20 protein-coding genes are annotated in these 16,630 nt (G+C 66.9%); 4 read left to right on the top strand and 16 right to left on the bottom strand.

Features of this window, described 5'->3' with window-relative positions; translation table 11 throughout:
* Positions 1–4 precede the first annotated feature (4 nt).
* From ASF51_RS14930 to ASF51_RS14895, 8 genes are all read right to left on the bottom strand, one after another.
* Positions 5–1,264, bottom strand: a complete 1,260-nt coding sequence (locus tag ASF51_RS14930) for a DNA-processing protein DprA (protein WP_055931546.1) — start codon at positions 1,262–1,264, stop codon at positions 5–7.
* On the bottom strand, positions 1,261–2,793 hold the full coding sequence (locus ASF51_RS14925; protein ID WP_055931543.1) for a YifB family Mg chelatase-like AAA ATPase: 1,533 nt from the start codon (positions 2,791–2,793) through the stop codon (positions 1,261–1,263). The genes ASF51_RS14930 and ASF51_RS14925 overlap by 4 nt, the downstream gene beginning before the upstream one ends.
* Positions 2,790–3,152 carry a YraN family protein gene (locus tag ASF51_RS14920; RefSeq protein ID WP_055931540.1) on the bottom strand — a complete coding sequence of 121 codons (363 nt, stop codon included), beginning with the start codon at positions 3,150–3,152 and terminating at the stop codon, positions 2,790–2,792. Before ASF51_RS14920 ends, ASF51_RS14925 begins: the two co-directional genes overlap by 4 nt.
* 108 nt (positions 3,153–3,260) lie before the next feature.
* Positions 3,261–3,584: a DUF2469 family protein gene (locus ASF51_RS14915; RefSeq protein WP_044442048.1), complete on the bottom strand. Its 324-nt coding sequence runs from the start codon at positions 3,582–3,584 to the stop codon at positions 3,261–3,263.
* A gap of 12 nt (positions 3,585–3,596) precedes the next feature.
* Positions 3,597–4,319: a ribonuclease HII gene (locus ASF51_RS14910; protein WP_369797321.1), complete on the bottom strand. Its 723-nt coding sequence runs from the start codon at positions 4,317–4,319 to the stop codon at positions 3,597–3,599.
* On the bottom strand, positions 4,256–5,002 hold the full coding sequence (gene lepB, locus ASF51_RS14905) for a signal peptidase I (RefSeq protein WP_055931537.1): 747 nt from the start codon (positions 5,000–5,002) through the stop codon (positions 4,256–4,258). The genes ASF51_RS14910 and lepB overlap by 64 nt, the downstream gene beginning before the upstream one ends.
* A 101-nt stretch (positions 5,003–5,103) precedes the next feature.
* Entirely contained in the window at positions 5,104–5,454 is a 351-nt protein-coding gene (gene rplS / locus ASF51_RS14900; protein WP_044442052.1) for a 50S ribosomal protein L19, read from the bottom strand.
* Between the two features lie 152 nt (positions 5,455–5,606).
* Positions 5,607–6,110: a hypothetical protein gene (locus ASF51_RS14895; RefSeq protein ID WP_055931533.1), complete on the bottom strand. Its 504-nt coding sequence runs from the start codon at positions 6,108–6,110 to the stop codon at positions 5,607–5,609.
* 84 nt (positions 6,111–6,194) lie between these two features.
* On the opposite strand from ASF51_RS14895, the gene map reads away from it, so the two are divergent.
* Positions 6,195–6,968 carry a type I methionyl aminopeptidase gene (gene map / locus ASF51_RS14890; protein WP_055931530.1) on the top strand — a complete coding sequence of 258 codons (774 nt, stop codon included), beginning with the start codon at positions 6,195–6,197 and terminating at the stop codon, positions 6,966–6,968.
* Between the two features lie 34 nt (positions 6,969–7,002).
* Here the strand turns inward: map and ASF51_RS14885 are convergent, their stop codons facing one another.
* Positions 7,003–7,743, bottom strand: a complete 741-nt coding sequence (locus ASF51_RS14885; RefSeq protein ID WP_055931528.1) for an aspartate/glutamate racemase family protein — start codon at positions 7,741–7,743, stop codon at positions 7,003–7,005.
* Positions 7,744–7,784: 41 nt separating this feature from the next.
* Entirely contained in the window at positions 7,785–9,335 is a 1,551-nt protein-coding gene (locus ASF51_RS14880; protein ID WP_055931525.1) for an NCS1 family nucleobase:cation symporter-1, read from the bottom strand.
* A 185-nt stretch (positions 9,336–9,520) separates the two neighbouring features.
* On the opposite strand from ASF51_RS14880, the gene ASF51_RS14875 reads away from it, so the two are divergent.
* Positions 9,521–10,183 (top strand): helix-turn-helix domain-containing protein, encoded by a 663-nt coding sequence (locus ASF51_RS14875; RefSeq protein WP_055931522.1) that lies wholly within the window; start codon positions 9,521–9,523, stop codon positions 10,181–10,183.
* Here ASF51_RS14875 and trmD read toward each other — a convergent pair.
* The 5 genes from trmD to rpsP all read right to left on the bottom strand — a co-directional run bounded on the left by trmD (position 10,139) and on the right by rpsP (position 13,327).
* Positions 10,139–10,870 carry a tRNA (guanosine(37)-N1)-methyltransferase TrmD gene (trmD, locus tag ASF51_RS14870; RefSeq protein ID WP_055931520.1) on the bottom strand — a complete coding sequence of 244 codons (732 nt, stop codon included), beginning with the start codon at positions 10,868–10,870 and terminating at the stop codon, positions 10,139–10,141. The genes ASF51_RS14875 and trmD overlap by 45 nt on opposite strands.
* Before the next feature lie 117 nt (positions 10,871–10,987).
* Positions 10,988–11,341, bottom strand: a complete 354-nt coding sequence (locus ASF51_RS19605) for an endonuclease domain-containing protein (protein ID WP_255354447.1) — start codon at positions 11,339–11,341, stop codon at positions 10,988–10,990.
* A 702-nt stretch (positions 11,342–12,043) separates the two neighbouring features.
* Positions 12,044–12,667: a ribosome maturation factor RimM gene (gene rimM, locus ASF51_RS14860; protein ID WP_055931515.1), complete on the bottom strand. Its 624-nt coding sequence runs from the start codon at positions 12,665–12,667 to the stop codon at positions 12,044–12,046.
* Positions 12,654–12,890, bottom strand: coding sequence for an RNA-binding protein (locus ASF51_RS14855; RefSeq protein ID WP_055931512.1), 237 nt, complete (start codon positions 12,888–12,890; stop codon positions 12,654–12,656). The genes rimM and ASF51_RS14855 overlap by 14 nt, the downstream gene beginning before the upstream one ends.
* 2 nt (positions 12,891–12,892) lie before the next feature.
* On the bottom strand, positions 12,893–13,327 hold the full coding sequence (rpsP, locus tag ASF51_RS14850) for a 30S ribosomal protein S16 (protein ID WP_055931509.1): 435 nt from the start codon (positions 13,325–13,327) through the stop codon (positions 12,893–12,895).
* 247 nt (positions 13,328–13,574) lie between these two features.
* Between rpsP and ASF51_RS14845 the strand changes: the two genes are divergently transcribed.
* On the top strand, positions 13,575–14,720 hold the full coding sequence (locus ASF51_RS14845; RefSeq protein WP_055931506.1) for a glutamate--cysteine ligase: 1,146 nt from the start codon (positions 13,575–13,577) through the stop codon (positions 14,718–14,720).
* A gap of 138 nt (positions 14,721–14,858) precedes the next feature.
* On the opposite strand, the gene ASF51_RS14840 is transcribed toward ASF51_RS14845, so the two are convergent.
* A complete protein-coding gene (locus ASF51_RS14840; protein ID WP_055931503.1) occupies positions 14,859–15,683 on the bottom strand; it encodes an LLM class F420-dependent oxidoreductase in 825 nt (274 codons plus the stop codon).
* Positions 15,684–15,757: 74 nt separating this feature from the next.
* Here ASF51_RS14840 and ASF51_RS14835 point away from each other — a divergent pair, with 74 nt between their 5' ends.
* Positions 15,758–16,534, top strand: a complete 777-nt coding sequence (locus ASF51_RS14835) for a M23 family metallopeptidase (RefSeq protein WP_055931500.1) — start codon at positions 15,758–15,760, stop codon at positions 16,532–16,534.
* Positions 16,535–16,630 lie beyond the last annotated feature (96 nt).

Raw genomic sequence — 16,630 nt, 5'->3', positions numbered from 1 at the left:
GTCTTCACGCTACCTTTTTCTGCTTCCTCCATCCGGCCTCCGTCTCGATCGCAGCCCCCTCGAGAGCCAGCAGCCCCAGCACTCCCTCGGTCGCCGAGACCGCAAGACCCGTGCGTCTCGCGATATCGGCGGTCGATCGTGCCGCGCGGGCACTGAGCGCATCGAGAACACGCACCTGCTCGGGAGGCCGGCGATCGGATGCCGAATCCAGACCCAGATCGAGTTCGGGGTGATCGGCGCCGTCGGCCGCCAGTCCTGAAGCGAGCTCGAGAACCTCGTCGACGCTCGTCACGCAGGCTGCATCGAACTCCCGGATCAGGCGATGACAGCCCGCCGACGATGGAGAGGTCACGGGCCCGGGTACCGCTCCGAGCGGCCGCCCCACCGAGGCGGCATGTGCGGCCGTGTTGAGCGACCCGGACCGGTGCCCCGCCTCCACCACGACCGTGGCGACACTCGAAGCGGCGATCAGGCGATTGCGTTGCAGGAATCTCCACTTGGTGGGCGGCGATCCGCAGGGCAGTTCGGAGATGACCGCTCCGACAGTGGCGATGCGGCCGAGCAGGGCGTCGTGACCGCTGGGGTAGAACCTGTCGACGCCGCCGGCGAGGAAGGCGACGGTGAGTCCCCCGCTCGCGAGCACTGCCCGATGCACCATGCCGTCGATTCCGTAGGCGGCCCCCGAGACCACCGAGACGCCTCGGTCGCTCAGGCCCGCGCCGAGTTCCATGGCCATGTGCTCGCCGTAGCCCGTGGCCGCGCGAGCGCCCACCAGCGCGATCGACGAACCGAGCGATTCGATTGCAGCGTCGATTCCCCGCGCCCAGAGCGCGATGGGCCCATGAACGCCGAGGTCGTCGACGCCTGCAGGCCAGAGCCGGTCTGTCGGGCGAATCAGACGGGCCGATACCCGGGCGGCCTGGCGAAGAGAGGTGATGATGGCATTCGACACGAGGCGCGGCCTCCATCGGTCGAAGGCGAGCGCGAGGTCGCGCGTCGTCAAGGAGTCGGAGGCCGCGTCGCCCACCGCACCGGCCACCCGCTCCATCGCCCATCCATCGACGAGCGCGGTGAGCGCCTGCACCGGACCAAGGGCCGCGACAAGCGCCCCCGCGACGGAATCCCCGGGCTCTGCGATCCCGCTCCACGACGCCCGTGCGAAGACCTCGGCCGCGCCGGATTCGTCGATCTCCGCATCGCCGTCGGCCAACACGGCCGAGGCGAGACGCACGACCTGGTTCGAGTCGAGTCCGAAGGTGGTCATGACTGCAGCGACTTTCTGAGGTAGAGGGCTCGTCCGACGTGCTCCGCGGTCGGCGTCTCCACGGCGTCGAGGTCGGCCACCGTCCACGCCAGGCGCAGCACACGGTCGTAGCCGCGCATCGTGAGACCACCCCTCTCGAGCGCCCTGTCGAGAGACGCTGTCGTCGACCGTGCCAGACGTCGCGGTCCGGTGCGCAGCCACGAGCCGGGAACCTGCGAGTTGAGCTTCCACGGCGTGCCCTCGAGCCGGTGCGCAGACCGCGACCGTGCTGCCACGACGGCGCTGCGGGCCGTGGCCGTGTCGAGCCGCTCCTCCCCGTCGGCCATACGGAGCTCGGCCGCGGTGATTCTCTGCACGCGGAGCTGGATGTCGATGCGATCCATGAGCGGACCGGAGATGCGCGCGAGATACCGGCGACGCGAGTGAGGTGTGCACGTGCACTCGGAGTCGCGCGCGCCGTACTGGCCGCACGGGCACGGATTCGCGGCGAGCACCAATTGGAAGGTCGCCGGAAATGTCGCGACGGCATTCGCCCGGTGGATGCTGATGACCCCGGTCTCGATCGGCTGCCGCAGCGCGTCGAGCACAGACGAGTTGAATTCCGGGGCCTCGTCGATGAACAGCACCCCGTGCGACGCACGTGCCGCGGCGCCGGGCCGGATCTGCCGGGAGCCGCCTCCGACCAGCGCGGCCGCGGTCGCCGTGTGGTGCGGGCTCTCGAGGGGCGGCCGGGTGATGAGCTGCGACCCGACGATGTCTCCGCTGAGCGAACGCAACGAGCTGACCTCGAGCGATTCGAGGGGGCCGAGGTCGGGCAGGAGCCCGGGCAGCCGGGCCGCGAGCATGGTCTTGCCCGCTCCGGGCGGGCCGAGCATAAAGAGATGATGGCCGCCCGCCGCTGCGACGACCATCGCCTGCGTGGCATCTCGATTGCCGACCACGTCGGCCAGTTCGAGAACAGGCGTCTCCGTGGCGCTCTCCCGAGCCAGCAGGATCGGCTCGACGGGCTGAGGCTGCAGCGTGCTGCCATGGAAGATCGCGGCATCCCTCACCGACGCGACGGGAATGACCTCGATGCCGGGCACGAGCGCGGCCTCGTCGGCGTTGCCGGCAGGCACCATGAACCGCGTGTGCCCGAGGCGCGCGGCCGCGGCCACCGCCGGCAGGATGCCGCTGGTGGGCCGCAGCCTGCCGTCGAGCCCCAGCTCGCCGAGGTGCACGACCCGTCCGATGGATTCGGCGCTGATGCTGCGCGACGCGGCGAGCAGGGCCATGGCGATTGCCAGGTCGAAGACGGGACCGAACTTCGGCAGGGCCGCGGGCGACAGGTTGACCGTGATGCGCCGGGCCGGAAGTGGACAGCCGGCATTGCTCGTGGCGTGCCGCACCCGCTCGCGGGCGTTCGACAGGGCGGTGTCGGGCAGGCCGATGATGGTGAACGAGGGCAGGCCCGGCGTGATGTCGGCCTCGACCTCGACCATCTGCCCGGTGAGGCCGAGCAGGGCCACGGCGGTGGTCGTGCCGATCATCGGAAGACCCCGCGCAGGTGCTCGACGAACGGCAATGCGCCGTCGCGGATGAGCACCGAGACCGCATCGATGCGGATCACCTGGGGCCGCGGGCCCGTCTGCGCATCGCACCAGGCGGCAGCGAGTCGCCGCAGCCTCGCCATTTTCGCGTCGGTGATCGCCTCGAACGGATGCCCGAACGCCGTCGACGATCTCGTCTTGACCTCGACGAACACGGTGTCTCGGCCGTCGACCCCGACGAGGTCTATCTCACCGTGCTCGCATCGCCAGTTGCGTTCGACCACGGTGAAGCCCTGGTCTGCAAGATAGCTCGCCGCCACGTCTTCACCCTGGCGACCCAGGGCATCTTTCGCTCTCATTCGCGCCTCCGCCACCGAGGATGGCAGCGCGCGAAACGCAGCTTCCGTCGAACGACGAGAACGGGGATGAACCGCTCTCCACAGGCTCAGCCGAGGAGAGGACGAGGGCTACTCGTCGAGCGCGAGTTCCTTCGGAAGCTCGAAGTCCTTCGTCGACAGCTCTTCGACGTTGACGTCTTTGAAGGTCAGCACGCGCACGCTCTTGACGAAGCGGTCGGAGCGGTAGACATCCCACACCCACACGTCGTTCATCACGAGCTCGAAGTAGAAGTCGTGCTCGGTGTCGCGGCGAACCAGTTCGACGTCGTTCGCCAGGTAGAACCGGCGTTCGGTCTCGATCACGTACTTGAACTGCGAGACCACATCGCGGTATTCGCGGTAGAGGGCCAGTTCGACTTCGCGGTCGTAGTCCTCGATCTCATCATCTTCCATGGTGCGCCCAGTCTACGGCGTCGAAACGAGGGCCGGTTCCTTGAGCCAGCTGCGACGGTGGAAGTCGCTGGCGCCGTGGCTGGCGATGGCCTCCATGTGCAGGGTGCTGCCGTAGCCCTTGTTGCTGTCCCAGCCGTAGTGGGGCGTATCGGCGTGACGGTCGATCATCAGACGGTCGCGGTGCACCTTGGCCACGACGGATGCGGCGGCGACAGACGCGCAGTCGCGGTCGGCTTTGACGCGGGTCACCACGTTCAAGGGAGTGGAGAGCGCGGGGGCCAGCCAATCGTGGGAGCCGTCGAGCAGGATCACGGAACCGGCGACATCCACCCCGCGGCCGTAGAGCAGGCCGAGCCCGCGTTTCGCGGCGAGGCCGAGGCACGCGATGATGCCGAGCTCGTCGACCTCCTGCGGGCTGGCGAGCCCCACGGCACTGTCGATCGCCCACTCGGCAGCGAGCGGTGCGATGCGCTCGCGCGCCGCCTCGGAGAGCATCTTCGAGTCGCGCAGGCCCGCCGGGATGGGCGAACGCCTGCTGGCACGGATCACGCAGAGGCCCACGGCGACTGGGCCGGCGAGAGCACCCCTGCCGACCTCGTCGATTCCGATGACGAGGCTCGCGCCCTTGCGTTCGAGGCCGCGCTCGACGGTGAGGGTGGGATCGGAGACGGCTATTTCGATCCCTCGCTCTCGACGCCGGCGAACACGTCGGAGTAGTTGTCGAGGAAGGTCCACCGATCGGTCGGCCAGGTGATCCACAGGGCTCGGCCGACCACGTTCTTGATCGGCACGAAGCCCTTGCCGGGCTGATCCTGGTTGAACCGGGAGTCCTTGGAGTTGTAGCGGTTGTCGCCCATGACCCAGAGCGAGCCCTCGGGCACGGTCACGTCGAAGGAGACACCGGATGCCGCCGTCTGGCCGTCAGGCAGCTTGATGTAGGGCTCTTCGAGCGGAACGCCGTTGACCGACATCTGGCCGAGCGCGTTGCAGCACGTGACGTGGTCGCCCGGCAGACCGATGACCCGCTTGATGAGGTGGTCGTTGGCGTCGCTGGCCGTGAGCCCGACCGTCTCGAGAACCCAGTCGAGGGCGGCCTGAACCGGCGGCTTCTCGGGTTCGATCGTGGCGGGAAGCCATCCGCCCGGATCGGCGAAGACCACGACGTCGCCGCGCTCGATCGGCATGAGGTTCGGCTCGAGCTGGTTGACGAGGATTCGGTCGTTGATCTGGAGGGTGTTCTCCATCGACCCGGAGGGGATGTAGAACGACCTCACCAGGAAGGTCTTGATCAGCACCGACGCCAGAACGGCGACGAGGAAGATGATGAGGATGTCGCGCAGGAACAGCAATGCGCTGCGCTGCCTGCGCGAATTCTTCTGCCGGCGTGACGTACGCGATGGCATGGTCGTTTCTGTCATTTAACCGCCTGAGCTCCCTGCCATTTTATGGGCAGGGAGCTCAGGGTTGTGAATCGTGAGGCCGACGGCGTTTCGGCTGTCAGGCGATTCGGAGGCGGACGTTACGCGTCGCGCTTCTCCTTGATCTTGGCCTTCTTGCCGCGGAGGGCACGGAGGTAGTAGAGCTTCGCGCGACGCACGTCGCCACGGGTGACGACCTCGATGTGGTCGATGACCGGGGAGTGCACGGGGAAGGTGCGCTCGACGCCGACCTGGAAGCTGACCTTGCGCACGCAGAACGTCTCGCGGACGCCCTCGCCCGAGCGGCCGATGACGACGCCCTGGAACACCTGGATACGCGAGCGCGTACCTTCAACGATGTTGACGTGCACCTTGACGTTGTCGCCGGCGCGGAACTCGGGGATGTCGCTACGCAGCGACGCCGCGTCGACGAAATCGAGAATGTGGCTCATGATGATGATTCGCTCTCTGCAACCGCCACAGGTCGACTACGGGGTAAAAGAAGTGTGAGTTTCGGTGCCATCGTTTATCGCAGACTCCCCTGTGGCAGAGTCGGGCCGAGGCACAATCGTTTATTCTGCCACACGCGGGGGGCGACCCACAATCAGTGAGTGTCGCGACTCGTCTCAATCACGATGTACTCGCCGTCGTTCCGGATGCCCGCGGGCACCTGGGCAGGCCCGAATCCCGCACCAGGGGCGGCCGGGGGAACCTCGAACGAGGCGAACACATCGTGCACACGCTTGCGGGCCTCGGTGAAGAACTGCCAGACCGCGGCCCAGAAACCGCCGATGACGGCCACGATGAGCACGACGGTGGCCGCCGTCGATGCCACGGAATCGAAGCCCAGCGTGATCGCCGACGCCGCGATGACCGTGAGAATTCCCACGTCGAGCCACGACACGGCTTTGGCCGTGCGCACACCCGGGCGGGCGAAGACGATGCCTGAGATCGCGGCCAGCGCGACGAAGAGAACGATGCTGCTGAGGAGTGCGCCCAGCGTCTGCCATCCGCCGCCGCCGAAGACGGCGCTGCCGATGAGCATCCACGCCGGCAGCACGACCGCTGCGGGAAAGAGGATGGAGTAGAAAGCCCGACGAATGATCACACATTCAGGGTATGCGCGGCAGCTCGGGAATTGGCTGGGATGCTGTGCGCCCCGGGCGAACAGGAGTGCGGGCAGAATAGACACATGATCGAGTTGCGCACCCCAGGAGAAATCGACGAGATGCGGGCTGCGGGGCGTTTCGTCGCCGACGTGCTCACCGAGCTGAAATCGAGGGCCGCCGTCGGCGTCAACCTGCTGAAGCTCGACGCGATCGCCCACGAGATGATCAGGGCACGGGGCGCCGAGTCCTGCTACATCGACTACCACCCGTCGTTCGGCGCCAGCCCCTTCGGAAAGGTGCTGTGCACGTCGGTCAACGACGCCGTGCTGCACGGACTCCCCCACGACTACGTTCTTCGCGACGGTGACCTGGTGAGTCTCGACTTCGCCGCATCCGTCGACGGCTGGGTGGCCGACTCGGCCGTGTCGGTTATTGTCGGCACTCCCCGCCCCGAAGACCTGCGGGTCATCGAGACCACCGAACGGGCTCTGGATGCGGGCATCGCGGCCGCCCGGGTCGGCTCGCGCGTCGGAGACATCTCGGCCGCCATCGGGCAGGTGGCGGCCGAAGCCGGCTACAGCGTGAACACCGACTTCGGCGGACACGGCGTCGGACGCACGATGCACGGCGATCCCCATGTCGCCAACAACGGCCGGCCGAACCGGGGGCTCCCTCTGCGCGCCGGCCTCGTCATCGCGATCGAGCCGTGGTTCCTCGAGTCGACCGACAAGATCGTCACCGATCCGGATGGCTGGACCCTGCGCAGCGCCGATGGCTCGCGGGGCGCGCACTCCGAGCACACCGTCGCCATCACCGAAGACGGCCCGATCGTGCTGACCGCCCGCGCCCGGGGCTGATCCGGGGCTGATTCGGGACCGGTTCAGGACTGGTCTATGAGGCGGCGAGCTCGAACGCGGCCAGCTCTCCGACGTACGCCTTCGGCAGGGGCCGCGCGAATTCGTCGCGCCTCGACGTGGTGTAGCCGAGGGTCACGAGCGACTCCACGAGCTTGGTCGCGGCGCTCACCCCGTCGATGACGGGAACGCCGACCTGCGCCGAGATATAGCTGCAGAGCTCGGCCATGCCCGCGCAGCCCAGCACGATCGAATCGCACTTGTCGCGCTCGATCGTCTCCCTGCACAGGTCGATGATCACCTGGGCCGCCTCGCTCGACGGGTCGTCGAGGGCGAGCACCGGGATGTCGCAGGCGTAGACGCCCACGCAGCGGTCGGCGAATCCGTAGTGCTTCACGAGATCCTGCGCACGACCGACCGTGCGCGACAGCGACGTGACGATGCTGAAACTGCGGCCCACCAGGGTGGCCGCGTGCATCGCCGCCTCCGCGATGCCCACGACCGGGCCGCCCGCGAGCTCGCGAGCGGCATCCAGCCCCGGATCGCCGAAGCAGGCGATGACGTAGCCGTCGGAGCCCTCGCTCTCGGCGGCCGCGATCTCGTGGAGCAGGCCGGGCACCGAGAGCGCTTCGTCGTAGTGGCTTTCGATCGACGCCGGCCCCATGGGCGGGTTCACGGCGGCGATCCGGGTGCCGGGTGCGGCCACCCCCCGGGCGCATGATCCGATCATCTCGGTCATGGCCCGGGTGGTGTTCGGGTTGATCACGGTGATGTGCACGAGGGCGTGTCCGTTCGGTGGAGCGGTGGAGCGGTGGACTGCTACTGGATGACCGACGCGGTCTCGTGCTCCTCGGCGGCCTGCATGCTGCGCGCCGCCTGCGGGCTGACCTTCTCGGCGATCCAGTAGACGACAAGGGCGATCCCGCAGCCGATGAACCATGCGTACGACGCCGCGCCCTGAAGCGCGGGGATGAAGACCGTACTGGCCGCGAGCGCGGCGCCGACGGCGGTCGCGATGATCGCGTTCGGGTTGAAGCCCTTCTTGTACCAGTAACGACCCTTCTCGCTCATCGTGTAGAGGTCGTCGACGTAGACCGTCTGCTTGCGCACGATATAGAAGTCGCAGATCAGCACTCCGAACAGCGGGCCGATGAACGCACCCAGCGTGTCGAGCGTGTAGTGGATGATCTCCGGGCTGGAGTAGAGGTTCCACGGGGTGATCAGCACGCTTCCGACAGCGGCGATCATGCCGCCCATGCGCCACGAGATCTTCTGCGGTGCCACGTTCGAGAAGTCGAACGCGGGTGACACGAAGTTCGCCACGATGTTGATTCCCACGGTCGCGATCGCGAAGGTCAGGGCGCCGAGGATGATCGCGTAGACGTTGTCGATGCGGGCGACCGTCTCGATGGGGTCGGTGATGAGCTCGCCGAACACCGGAACCGTGGCCGCCGCGCAGATCACGACGAGGATCGAGAAGACGAGGAAGTTGAGCGGAAGCCCGAGCAGGTTGCCGCGCTTGACCGCCTTGAACGACTTGCCGTAGCGCGAGAAGTCGCCGAAGTTCAGCATCGGGCCAGAGAAGTACGAGACGACCAGGGCGATGGCGCCGAGCATGACAGGAACGGCGTCCCAGCCCTCGAACTGCACCGAGCCGAGGTTGAGGTCGATGTTCTCCCAGCCCGCCTGCGAGACGAGGTAGATCGCGAGGATGATCATCACGACGTAGACGGCAGGTCCGCAGAAGTCGATGAACTTGCGGATCGACTCCATTCCGCGCCAGAAGACGAAGGCCTGCGCGACCCAGAGGATCAGGAAGGCGATCCAGCCGAGCAGCGACAGACCTGCGAAACCGACGGTGTCGGCATCCGCAATGCCCGCCAGATCGGGCCACAGCTTGAGCGCCACGACCACGAGCGCCGCCGAGGCGAGGTAGGTCTGGATGCCGTACCAGGCCACCGCGATCAGGCCGCGGATGATCGCGGGGATGTTGGCCCCGAGCACTCCGAAGACCGTTCGCGAGATCACCGGGTAGGGAACGCCGGACTGCTGGCTGGGTTTCGCGACGAGGTTGCAGAGGAAGTAGACGATCGTGATGCCGACGAGCAGGGCGATCAGCACCTGCCAGCTCGCGAGCCCCAGGGCGAACAGGCTGCCGGCCGTGACGTATCCGCCGACGCTGTGCACGTCGGACATCCAGAAGGCGAAGAAGTTGTAGGCGCTCCAGGTCTGCTTCTTGAGGGGCGCGAGATCCTCATTGCTGAGGCGCGGGTCGTGGAACGGCTCGACGACGCCGCTGCCCGTGGGCAGTCCTGCGGCTTCGAGCACGTCGCCGGGCTTCTCCCCGTGGGGATGGATGACCTCGGTCATGGAATTCTCCGGTTTCTCATCAGTGATGCGACAGGTATGTGGAGGGTGGTGGTCGGCGCACCGTCGTAGTCGGAACACGTTCCCTATCCGGCAGCTCCCCAGGGGCTCCGTCAGTGCTCATAAAGCTATTGCTTAACACCCCGCCTGCGATTTCGCGCCTGTTACAGGCATGTGACAATTGACGGGTGGAGAACGCGCTCGAGTCGGATGACGGCGCTCTCAGCGCCAACGAGTCGCTCGGTCGACGCCTTCGCGAACTGCGCACCCAGTCAGGACTGTCGCTTCGGGCGCTCGCCCGCTCGCTCGACATCTCGCCGAGCGCCGTCTCCCAGATCGAGACAGGCGTGATGGTGCCCTCGGTCAACCGCCTCATCGCGATCGTGACCGCGTTGGGTGTGCCCCTATCGGCCGCGTTCGAGGCTCCGGGGGCCGACTCGTCGGCATCCACCGCGCCCGCCGACACCCTCGGCGACAGGCTCGCCGGCCTCGCCGACGACCCCGTCGAGCGCGACGGCTATGTCATCTCGCGTGCCGGCCGCACACCCGACATGAATCTCGAATCGGGCGTGGTCTACCGCCGACTCTCCCCCGGCCCGGTTCCCGGCCTCGAGATCTTCGAGTCCACCTACCCTGCGGGCTCGACCGGCAGCGCCCACGGCGACCTCATCCGGCACGACGGTTTCGAGATCGGCAGCATCACCTCTGGCACTCTCACGATCACGTTCGAGGGCGAGCACGTCACCCTCTCGGCAGGCGACTCGATCACGTTTCCCGCGACGAGGCCGCACCGCCTGAGCAACCGATCAGGCGAGCCCTGCGTCGCCGTCTGGGTGATCGTGCACGCGTAGCAGGTCGGGGCGCACACGCGCCGTGCGCTCGAGCTGCTGCTCGCGGCGCCATTCTGCGATGAGGCGGTGGTTGCCGCTCAGCAGCACCGGCGGCACTTCGCGGCCGCGCCACTCGGCGGGCTTCGTGTAGCTCGGATACTCCAGGAGTCCGTCTTCGTGCGACTCCTCGACGAGGCTCTCGGGGTTGCCGACCACCCCGGGGATGAGTCTCCCGATCGCCTCGATCATCGCCATGACGGCCACCTCGCCGCCGTTCAGCACGTAGTCGCCCAGGCTCACGAGGCGTACCTCGGCGCGCTCGGCCGTCTCGTCGAAGACCCTCTGGTCTATGCCTTCGTACCGACCGCATCCGAACACCAGGTGCTCTCGCGTCGACAGCTCGCGCGCCATGGCCTGCGTGAACACCTCGCCGGCCGGCGAGGGGAAGATGACGAGAGGCCGGCCGGATGCCTCGGGTGCGGCATCGAGGATCGTGTCGAGCGCGTCGCCCCACGGCTCGGGCTTCATGACCATGCCGGCGCCACCGCCGAAGGGAGTGTCGTCGACCTTGCGGTGCCTGTCGTGGGTGTGGTCGCGCAGGTCGTGCACGCCGAGCTCGATGAGACCGGACTGGCGCGCCTTGCCGAGCAGCGAGATGTCGAGCGCGTCGAAGAAGCTCGGAAAGATCGAGACGATGTCGATACGCATCCTGAAAGCCTAGCTGCGCTGGCCTGCCCCGGGTTGCCGTCGAGCGGCAACGAAAAGCGGAGGAGTTACGCGAAATCGACCTCCTATTTAGGACGGTCTGCTAAATCTCCTCCCGTTTCACCGTCGATCCAAGCCGTCACGGCGGTGTCGCGAAGTCCACAGATGCTCCCGCCGCGAGACAAGCGCTCGAATGACGGACTCCACCGATGCCCACTCACCCATCACCTGCGAAAAGCTCAGCCTCATCACGATGAATCCCTGACGCATCAACTCGAGATCCCGCCGACGGTCCTCCGCATACGCGAGCGGCCCAGAATGCCACGCCTCCCCGTCGAGCTCGAGCACGAGGCGCTCGCCGATGAGGAGATCCACGTGTCCCACTCGCGAGATCCGCACCTGCGCTCGATACGGAATACCCAGTGTTCGGAGCCGGAGCCGTGCCTTCGTCTCGAGCCCCGACTCCGCCGACATGTCGACAAGATCGAGGTACGGACGGTACCTCGCGGGCAATTGTGCGACGACGTCGCGCAGTTCGGGAAGAAGAATGTGCCCGCCCCGAAGCGCCGAGTCCACAGAGACGATCACATTCTCTCGCGGCTGGCATCGGAAGACGTGCGCCAGCACGATCGGCATGGGATCAACAGCCCTGTTCGGGAGCGAAGCGCCCCGATCACGGTGCAAGCGGATGCCGTGGGCCTCGGGACGCCGCAGTTCGACCGCGCGATCGTGGGGCGCCGACAAGTGGCCTGCGTGTCGCCCGACTCGCACGTGAAGCAGGTGGTCATCGTCGCACCAGATCCCTCGGCGCCTCAGCACGGACAAGCAGCTGAGTGAACCACCGACTCTAACGGCCTGCACCGCGTCTTCGGCAGCTCCCTGGCGCGCTACCCACCCGTTTCGGATACGTCGAACTTCGCCGGATTGGATCGCGCGCAGGACCCTCGCACGGGGCACGCCCCTCTGCTCGATGGACCGAATGGATGCGACACCGTCTGGTCCGAGGAGGAGGCTGAAGCTGGTCATAGCCAGAAGGATGCCCTGCGCCCGGGCTGCGAAACCGAGGACGGGACGATCTGTGGACAAGGGTTAACCGGAAACGGGAGGAGATTCGGCAATCCGACGCTCTATTCGCGTCGGTCTACCGGATCTCCTCCCGTTTGACGGGTGAAGCGTCTACTCGGTCTGGCTTTTCTCGGTCGGGGTGTCCTCGGCCGGGGGCTCCGCAGTGGGAGCCTCGTCGTCGTCGGACTCCGGGAGTTCTTCGAGGAGGCCCGGAGGCGGCGTGATGGTCATCGTGCCCGCCGTGATGTCGACCGCCGGAACGATCGCCTTGACGAACGGAACCAGCACCTCGCCGGATGCCTGCTCGATGACCAGCAGGTCTTGCGCCGGCATGTGGTTGACCTGGCGCACGACGCCGATCTTCTCGCCGTCGCGGATGACGTCGAGGCCGACGAGCTGGTGGTCGAACCAGGCGTCTTCCTCGGCCGACTGCTCGTCGGAGTCCTGGTCGATCCAGAGGATCGCCTTGACCAGCCCCTCGGCGGCCGTGCGGTCGGGCACGCCCTTGAAGAAGCCGACGGCGTGGCTGTTGAACCACTTGAGCTCGATGAGCTCGAGGGTCTTGCCGTGCCACGGCGAGCCGGTGGGAACCTGGAGGGTGAACACCGCGCCCGGCACGAAGCGTCGTGCCGGGTCGTCGGTGAAGAGCTCCAGCTTGATCGCTCCCTTGAGCCCGTGGGCTTTCAGGAGACGACCAACCCGAAGTTGCTGCGTCTCGTTCTTAGAAATCGGTATCCACCACGTCTACACGAACGCGCTTGCCATCAGCCAGCGCGGCGACGAGTGTGCGGAGAGCCTTGGCCGTGCGACCCGCACGACCGATCACGCGACCGAGGTCGTCGGGGTGCACACGCACCTCGAGGACCTCGCCGCGCGGCGAGCTCTTCGCGATGACATGCACGTCGGCAGGCTTGTCGACGATGCCCTTGACCAGGTGCTCGAGAGCAGGAGCGAGCAAGGCTAGGCCTTCTCTGCTTCGGCCTCGGGAGCCTCGTCGGCAGCCGGCGCCTCTTCGGCGGCGGGGGCAGGAGCCTCGACCTTGACCTCAGCCTTGGGCTTCAGAACAGGCTTCTTCTTCTCGTCGGCGACGAACGCCTCCTTGGGCTCTGCGACGCGCACGGTGGAGACCGCGTCCTTGTCGCCCTTGAACTTGCCCCAGTCGCCCGTGAGCTTCAGGAGCGCGGCGACCTGCTCGGTCGGCTGTGCGCCGACGCCGAGCCAGTAGAGGGCGCGCTCGGACTCGATCTTGATGACCGACGGCTCCTCGGTGGGGTGGTACTGGCCGATCTCCTCGATGACACGACCATCGCGCTTGGTGCGCGAGTCGGCGACGACGATGCGGTAGTACGGTGCACGGATCTTACCCATGCGCTTCAGACGGATCTTTACAGCCACAATTCTTCCTAGGTTTTTCTCTCGGCCCTGCTGGGCCTAAATGTGGGTGAACTGGCAGCCGTGAGCGTGGGGTGCACACTCGGCGTAAAAAGTTCTCGAGGGTTCTGCCGCAACCTGATTAGAGGGTCGGGCGGGCAGACTCGACAGATCATTCTGTCAGATATTCGCCGCCCGCGCGTAATTCAGGAGTCCGATCCGCCGAGTCTGTCAGGATGAGGCCACCCGCTGATATCGATCGGAGCCGCTCATGGAGATCTCGTTCGCCCATTCCGAACGCTCGACACTCGGCATCGAATGGGAGATCGCGCTCGTCGAGCAGAGTTCCGGCGATCTGGTCAACGTGGCCGGCGAGGTGCTCCAGTCGCTTCGCGGCCCCGACGGCGACGCTCATCCGCGCATCACCGAGGAGCTGCTGCTCAACACCGTGGAGCTCGTCACGGGCGTGCACACGCGGGTATCGGATGCCGTCGACGACTTGCAGGGACAGCTCGCCGAGGTGCGGGCCATCACAGATCCGCTCGACGTCGAGCTCATGTGCGCGGGCACGCATCCCTTCGCTCAGTGGTTCGATCAGCAGGTCACCGACAAGGAGCGGTACCACAAGCTCATCGACCGCACCCAGTGGTGGGGTCGCAACATGATGATCTGGGGCATCCACGTGCACGTCGGCGTGGAGAGTCGCGACAAGGTGCTCCCCCTTCTCGGCGGACTGCTGAACTACTACCCGCATCTTCAGGCGCTGTCGGCGTCGAGTCCGTTCTGGGCCGGAGAACACACGGGCTACGCCTCGAACAGGGCGCTCATGTTCCAGCAGCTGCCGACCGCAGGCCTGCCCTACCAATTCGCCGAGTGGAGCGAATACGAGGCGTACGTCGACGACATGAAGGTCACGGGCATCGTCGACGACCACACCGAGGTGCGCTGGGACATCCGGCCCTCGCCCCAGTGGGGAACGCTCGAGATGCGCGCCTGCGACGGGCTGTCGAGCCCCGAGGAGATCGGCGCTGTCGCCGCGCTCATCCAGTGCCTGGTCGAGTACATGTCGCAGCGCCTCGACGCGGGCGAGACGCTGCCCACACTGCAGCCCTGGTACGTGCGCGAGAACAAATGGCGCGCCGCGCGCTACGGCCTCGACGCCGAGATCATCGTGGATGCGCATGGCGCCGAGAAATTGGTCACCGACGACGTGCGAGACCTGCTGGTCACACTCGCGCCGATCGCCGAGCAGCTCGACTGCGTCGACGAGCTCGCCCAGGTGAACCTCATTCTCGAGCACGGCGCCAGCTACCAGCGACAGCTGCGCGTGGCGGAGGCGAACGGCGGCAGCCTCAAGGCCGTGGTCGCGTCGCTGACTCGCGAACTGCGCCACGGCCTCGGGAACCCCGTTCCCTGAGCCTGTCGAAGGGCACGGCCCGGAGACCCCGTTCCCTGAGCTTGTCGAAGGGCATGGGTTCGGGAGGCCCCGTTCCCTGAGCTTGTCGAAGGGCCCTTCGACAAGCTCAGGGAACGACGGGCTCAGGGAACAAGAGGCCTAGGCGTTCTTCTCGTCGCGCCAGGCGAGCAGGTCCTTCACCGGTCCGAGGTCGATCGACGGTCCGGTGATGCCGAGGGTGAAGAGCGTGACGCCCACCTCGGCCTTCTCGTCGAGCACAGCCGCGTCGGCAGACCCGAAGGCACCGGTCAGCTTCACGTCGTTCGAGATCTCGATCTCGGACACGTCGCGACCCACGTCAGCTGCGTGGGCCTTCAGGACCTCGAGCTTGTGCTGCAACGTCGGCACGTCGGAGAAGCTGTGCCAGATCGTGGCGTGCTTGGCGACCAGCTTGAGGGTCTTCTTCTCGCCGCCGCCGCCGATCAGGACGGGGATCTTGCGGGTGGGAGCCGGGTTGAGCACGCCCCAGCGCGCCTCGATGCGCGGGAGCGCCTCACCCAGCGCATCCAGTCTCTGGCCCACGGTGCCGAACTCGTAGCCGTACTCGTCGTAGTCGCGCTCGAACCAGCCCGAGCCGATGCCGAACACGAGCCGGCCCTCCGCACCCGGGGTCTTGGCGCTGATGTGGTCGACCGTGCGGGCCATGTCGGCCAGCAGGTCGGGGTTGCGGTAGCTGTTGCACGTGACGAGCGGTCCGAACTCGATCGTCGACGTCTGCTCGGCCCAGGCGGCGAGCATGCTCCAGCCCTCGAAGTGCAGACCCGCCGGGTCGCCCGACAGGGGGTAGAAGTGGTCCCAGTTGAAGGCGATATCGACGCCGAGCTCCTCGAGCTGTCGAAGAGTGTCGCGGATGGTCGTGTAGTCGGAGTGCTGGGGTGCGATCTGGATGCCGATACGCACGGGGCGCGAAGAGTGTGTCGTCATGATCAGAGCCTACTTATCCGTCGTGATCGCGCACTCACCTTGCGGCATCCGACATCGCACCTCACAATGAACAGGTGAAGTCGATAGAGCCGAAGTCTGCGAACGTGCGCCCTCAGCGCACCCGTCGCAACCTCGCCTCCCGGTTTCTCCCCCCGGCGGCCCTGCTGTTCGTGGGGGCCCTGGCCGTCGCCACATCGCTTCCCGCAGCCGCATTCGGCCCCGGCTCGTCGTTCGGAATGACCGGAGCAACGGGTGGACCTCAGACGGCCGACCAGTCGCTCTCGGTCGATGCATCCGCCGCCGACGCCAGCGTGCTGCGCGACGGCTACACCGTGAACACGCCCACCCCCACGCCGACACCCACGCCCGTGGCGAAGGCCGTCGCAGCGTCGACGGGCGGAAGCCCCGGAGGCTGGGGCTGCCAGCGAGACGCCCCCGCCGAGACGACCCGGCTGACCTGGCCCTACGACCACCCCGTCAAGATCGGCGACGGATTCGGTCCGCGCGCCGAGGGCATGCACGACGGCATCGACATGCTCGCCGGAGACGGAACCCCGATCCAGGCGATCGGCGACGGCATCGTCACCGCGTCGGGCTACAACGGCTCGGCCGGCAACTATGTGGCCATCGCCACAATGATCGGCGGCCAGCGCCTCTGCAGCATGTACATGCACTTCGAAGACGGCTCGGTGACCGTGACGGTCGGCCAAGAGGTCACCGCCGGAACAGTGATCGGTCTCACCGGCGACACCGGCAACGCGACCGTCGAGCACTGCCACTTCGAGCTGTTCTTCGCCGACGGCGTGCGGTTCGACCCGATTCCCTATCTCGAGGCGAACGCCAGCTACTGATCGCCCTTCGACAGGCTCAGGGAACGGCGGTTCGCGTTCGTCGAGCTTGTCGAGACGCCCTTCGACAGGCTCAGGGAACGGCGGGCTCAGGGAGCG

This window comes from Agreia sp. Leaf283, assembly GCF_001422485.1.
GTDB lineage: Bacteria > Actinomycetota > Actinomycetes > Actinomycetales > Microbacteriaceae > Agreia.
Note: the sequence above shows the minus strand (reverse complement) of the source record. Positions and strands in the feature narration are given on the sequence as shown.

Coding starts and splice junctions, on each gene's coding strand:
- ASF51_RS14840 (WP_055931503.1), bottom strand. CDS start 15,683: ATGACGACACACTCTTCGCGCCCCGTGCGTATCGGCATCCAGATCGCA.
- ASF51_RS19605 (WP_255354447.1), bottom strand. CDS start 11,341: ATGTCGGCGGAGTCGGGGCTCGAGACGAAGGCACGGCTCCGGCTCCGA.
- ASF51_RS14930 (WP_055931546.1), bottom strand. CDS start 1,264: ATGACCACCTTCGGACTCGACTCGAACCAGGTCGTGCGTCTCGCCTCG.
- ASF51_RS14845 (WP_055931506.1), top strand. CDS start 13,575: ATGGAGATCTCGTTCGCCCATTCCGAACGCTCGACACTCGGCATCGAA.
- ASF51_RS14920 (WP_055931540.1), bottom strand. CDS start 3,152: ATGAGAGCGAAAGATGCCCTGGGTCGCCAGGGTGAAGACGTGGCGGCG.
- trmD (WP_055931520.1), bottom strand. CDS start 10,870: ATGCGTATCGACATCGTCTCGATCTTTCCGAGCTTCTTCGACGCGCTC.
- ASF51_RS14915 (WP_044442048.1), bottom strand. CDS start 3,584: ATGGAAGATGATGAGATCGAGGACTACGACCGCGAAGTCGAACTGGCC.
- ASF51_RS14880 (WP_055931525.1), bottom strand. CDS start 9,335: ATGACCGAGGTCATCCATCCCCACGGGGAGAAGCCCGGCGACGTGCTC.
- lepB (WP_055931537.1), bottom strand. CDS start 5,002: ATGACAGAAACGACCATGCCATCGCGTACGTCACGCCGGCAGAAGAAT.
- map (WP_055931530.1), top strand. CDS start 6,195: ATGATCGAGTTGCGCACCCCAGGAGAAATCGACGAGATGCGGGCTGCG.
- rplS (WP_044442052.1), bottom strand. CDS start 5,454: ATGAGCCACATTCTCGATTTCGTCGACGCGGCGTCGCTGCGTAGCGAC.
- ASF51_RS14925 (WP_055931543.1), bottom strand. CDS start 2,793: ATGATCGGCACGACCACCGCCGTGGCCCTGCTCGGCCTCACCGGGCAG.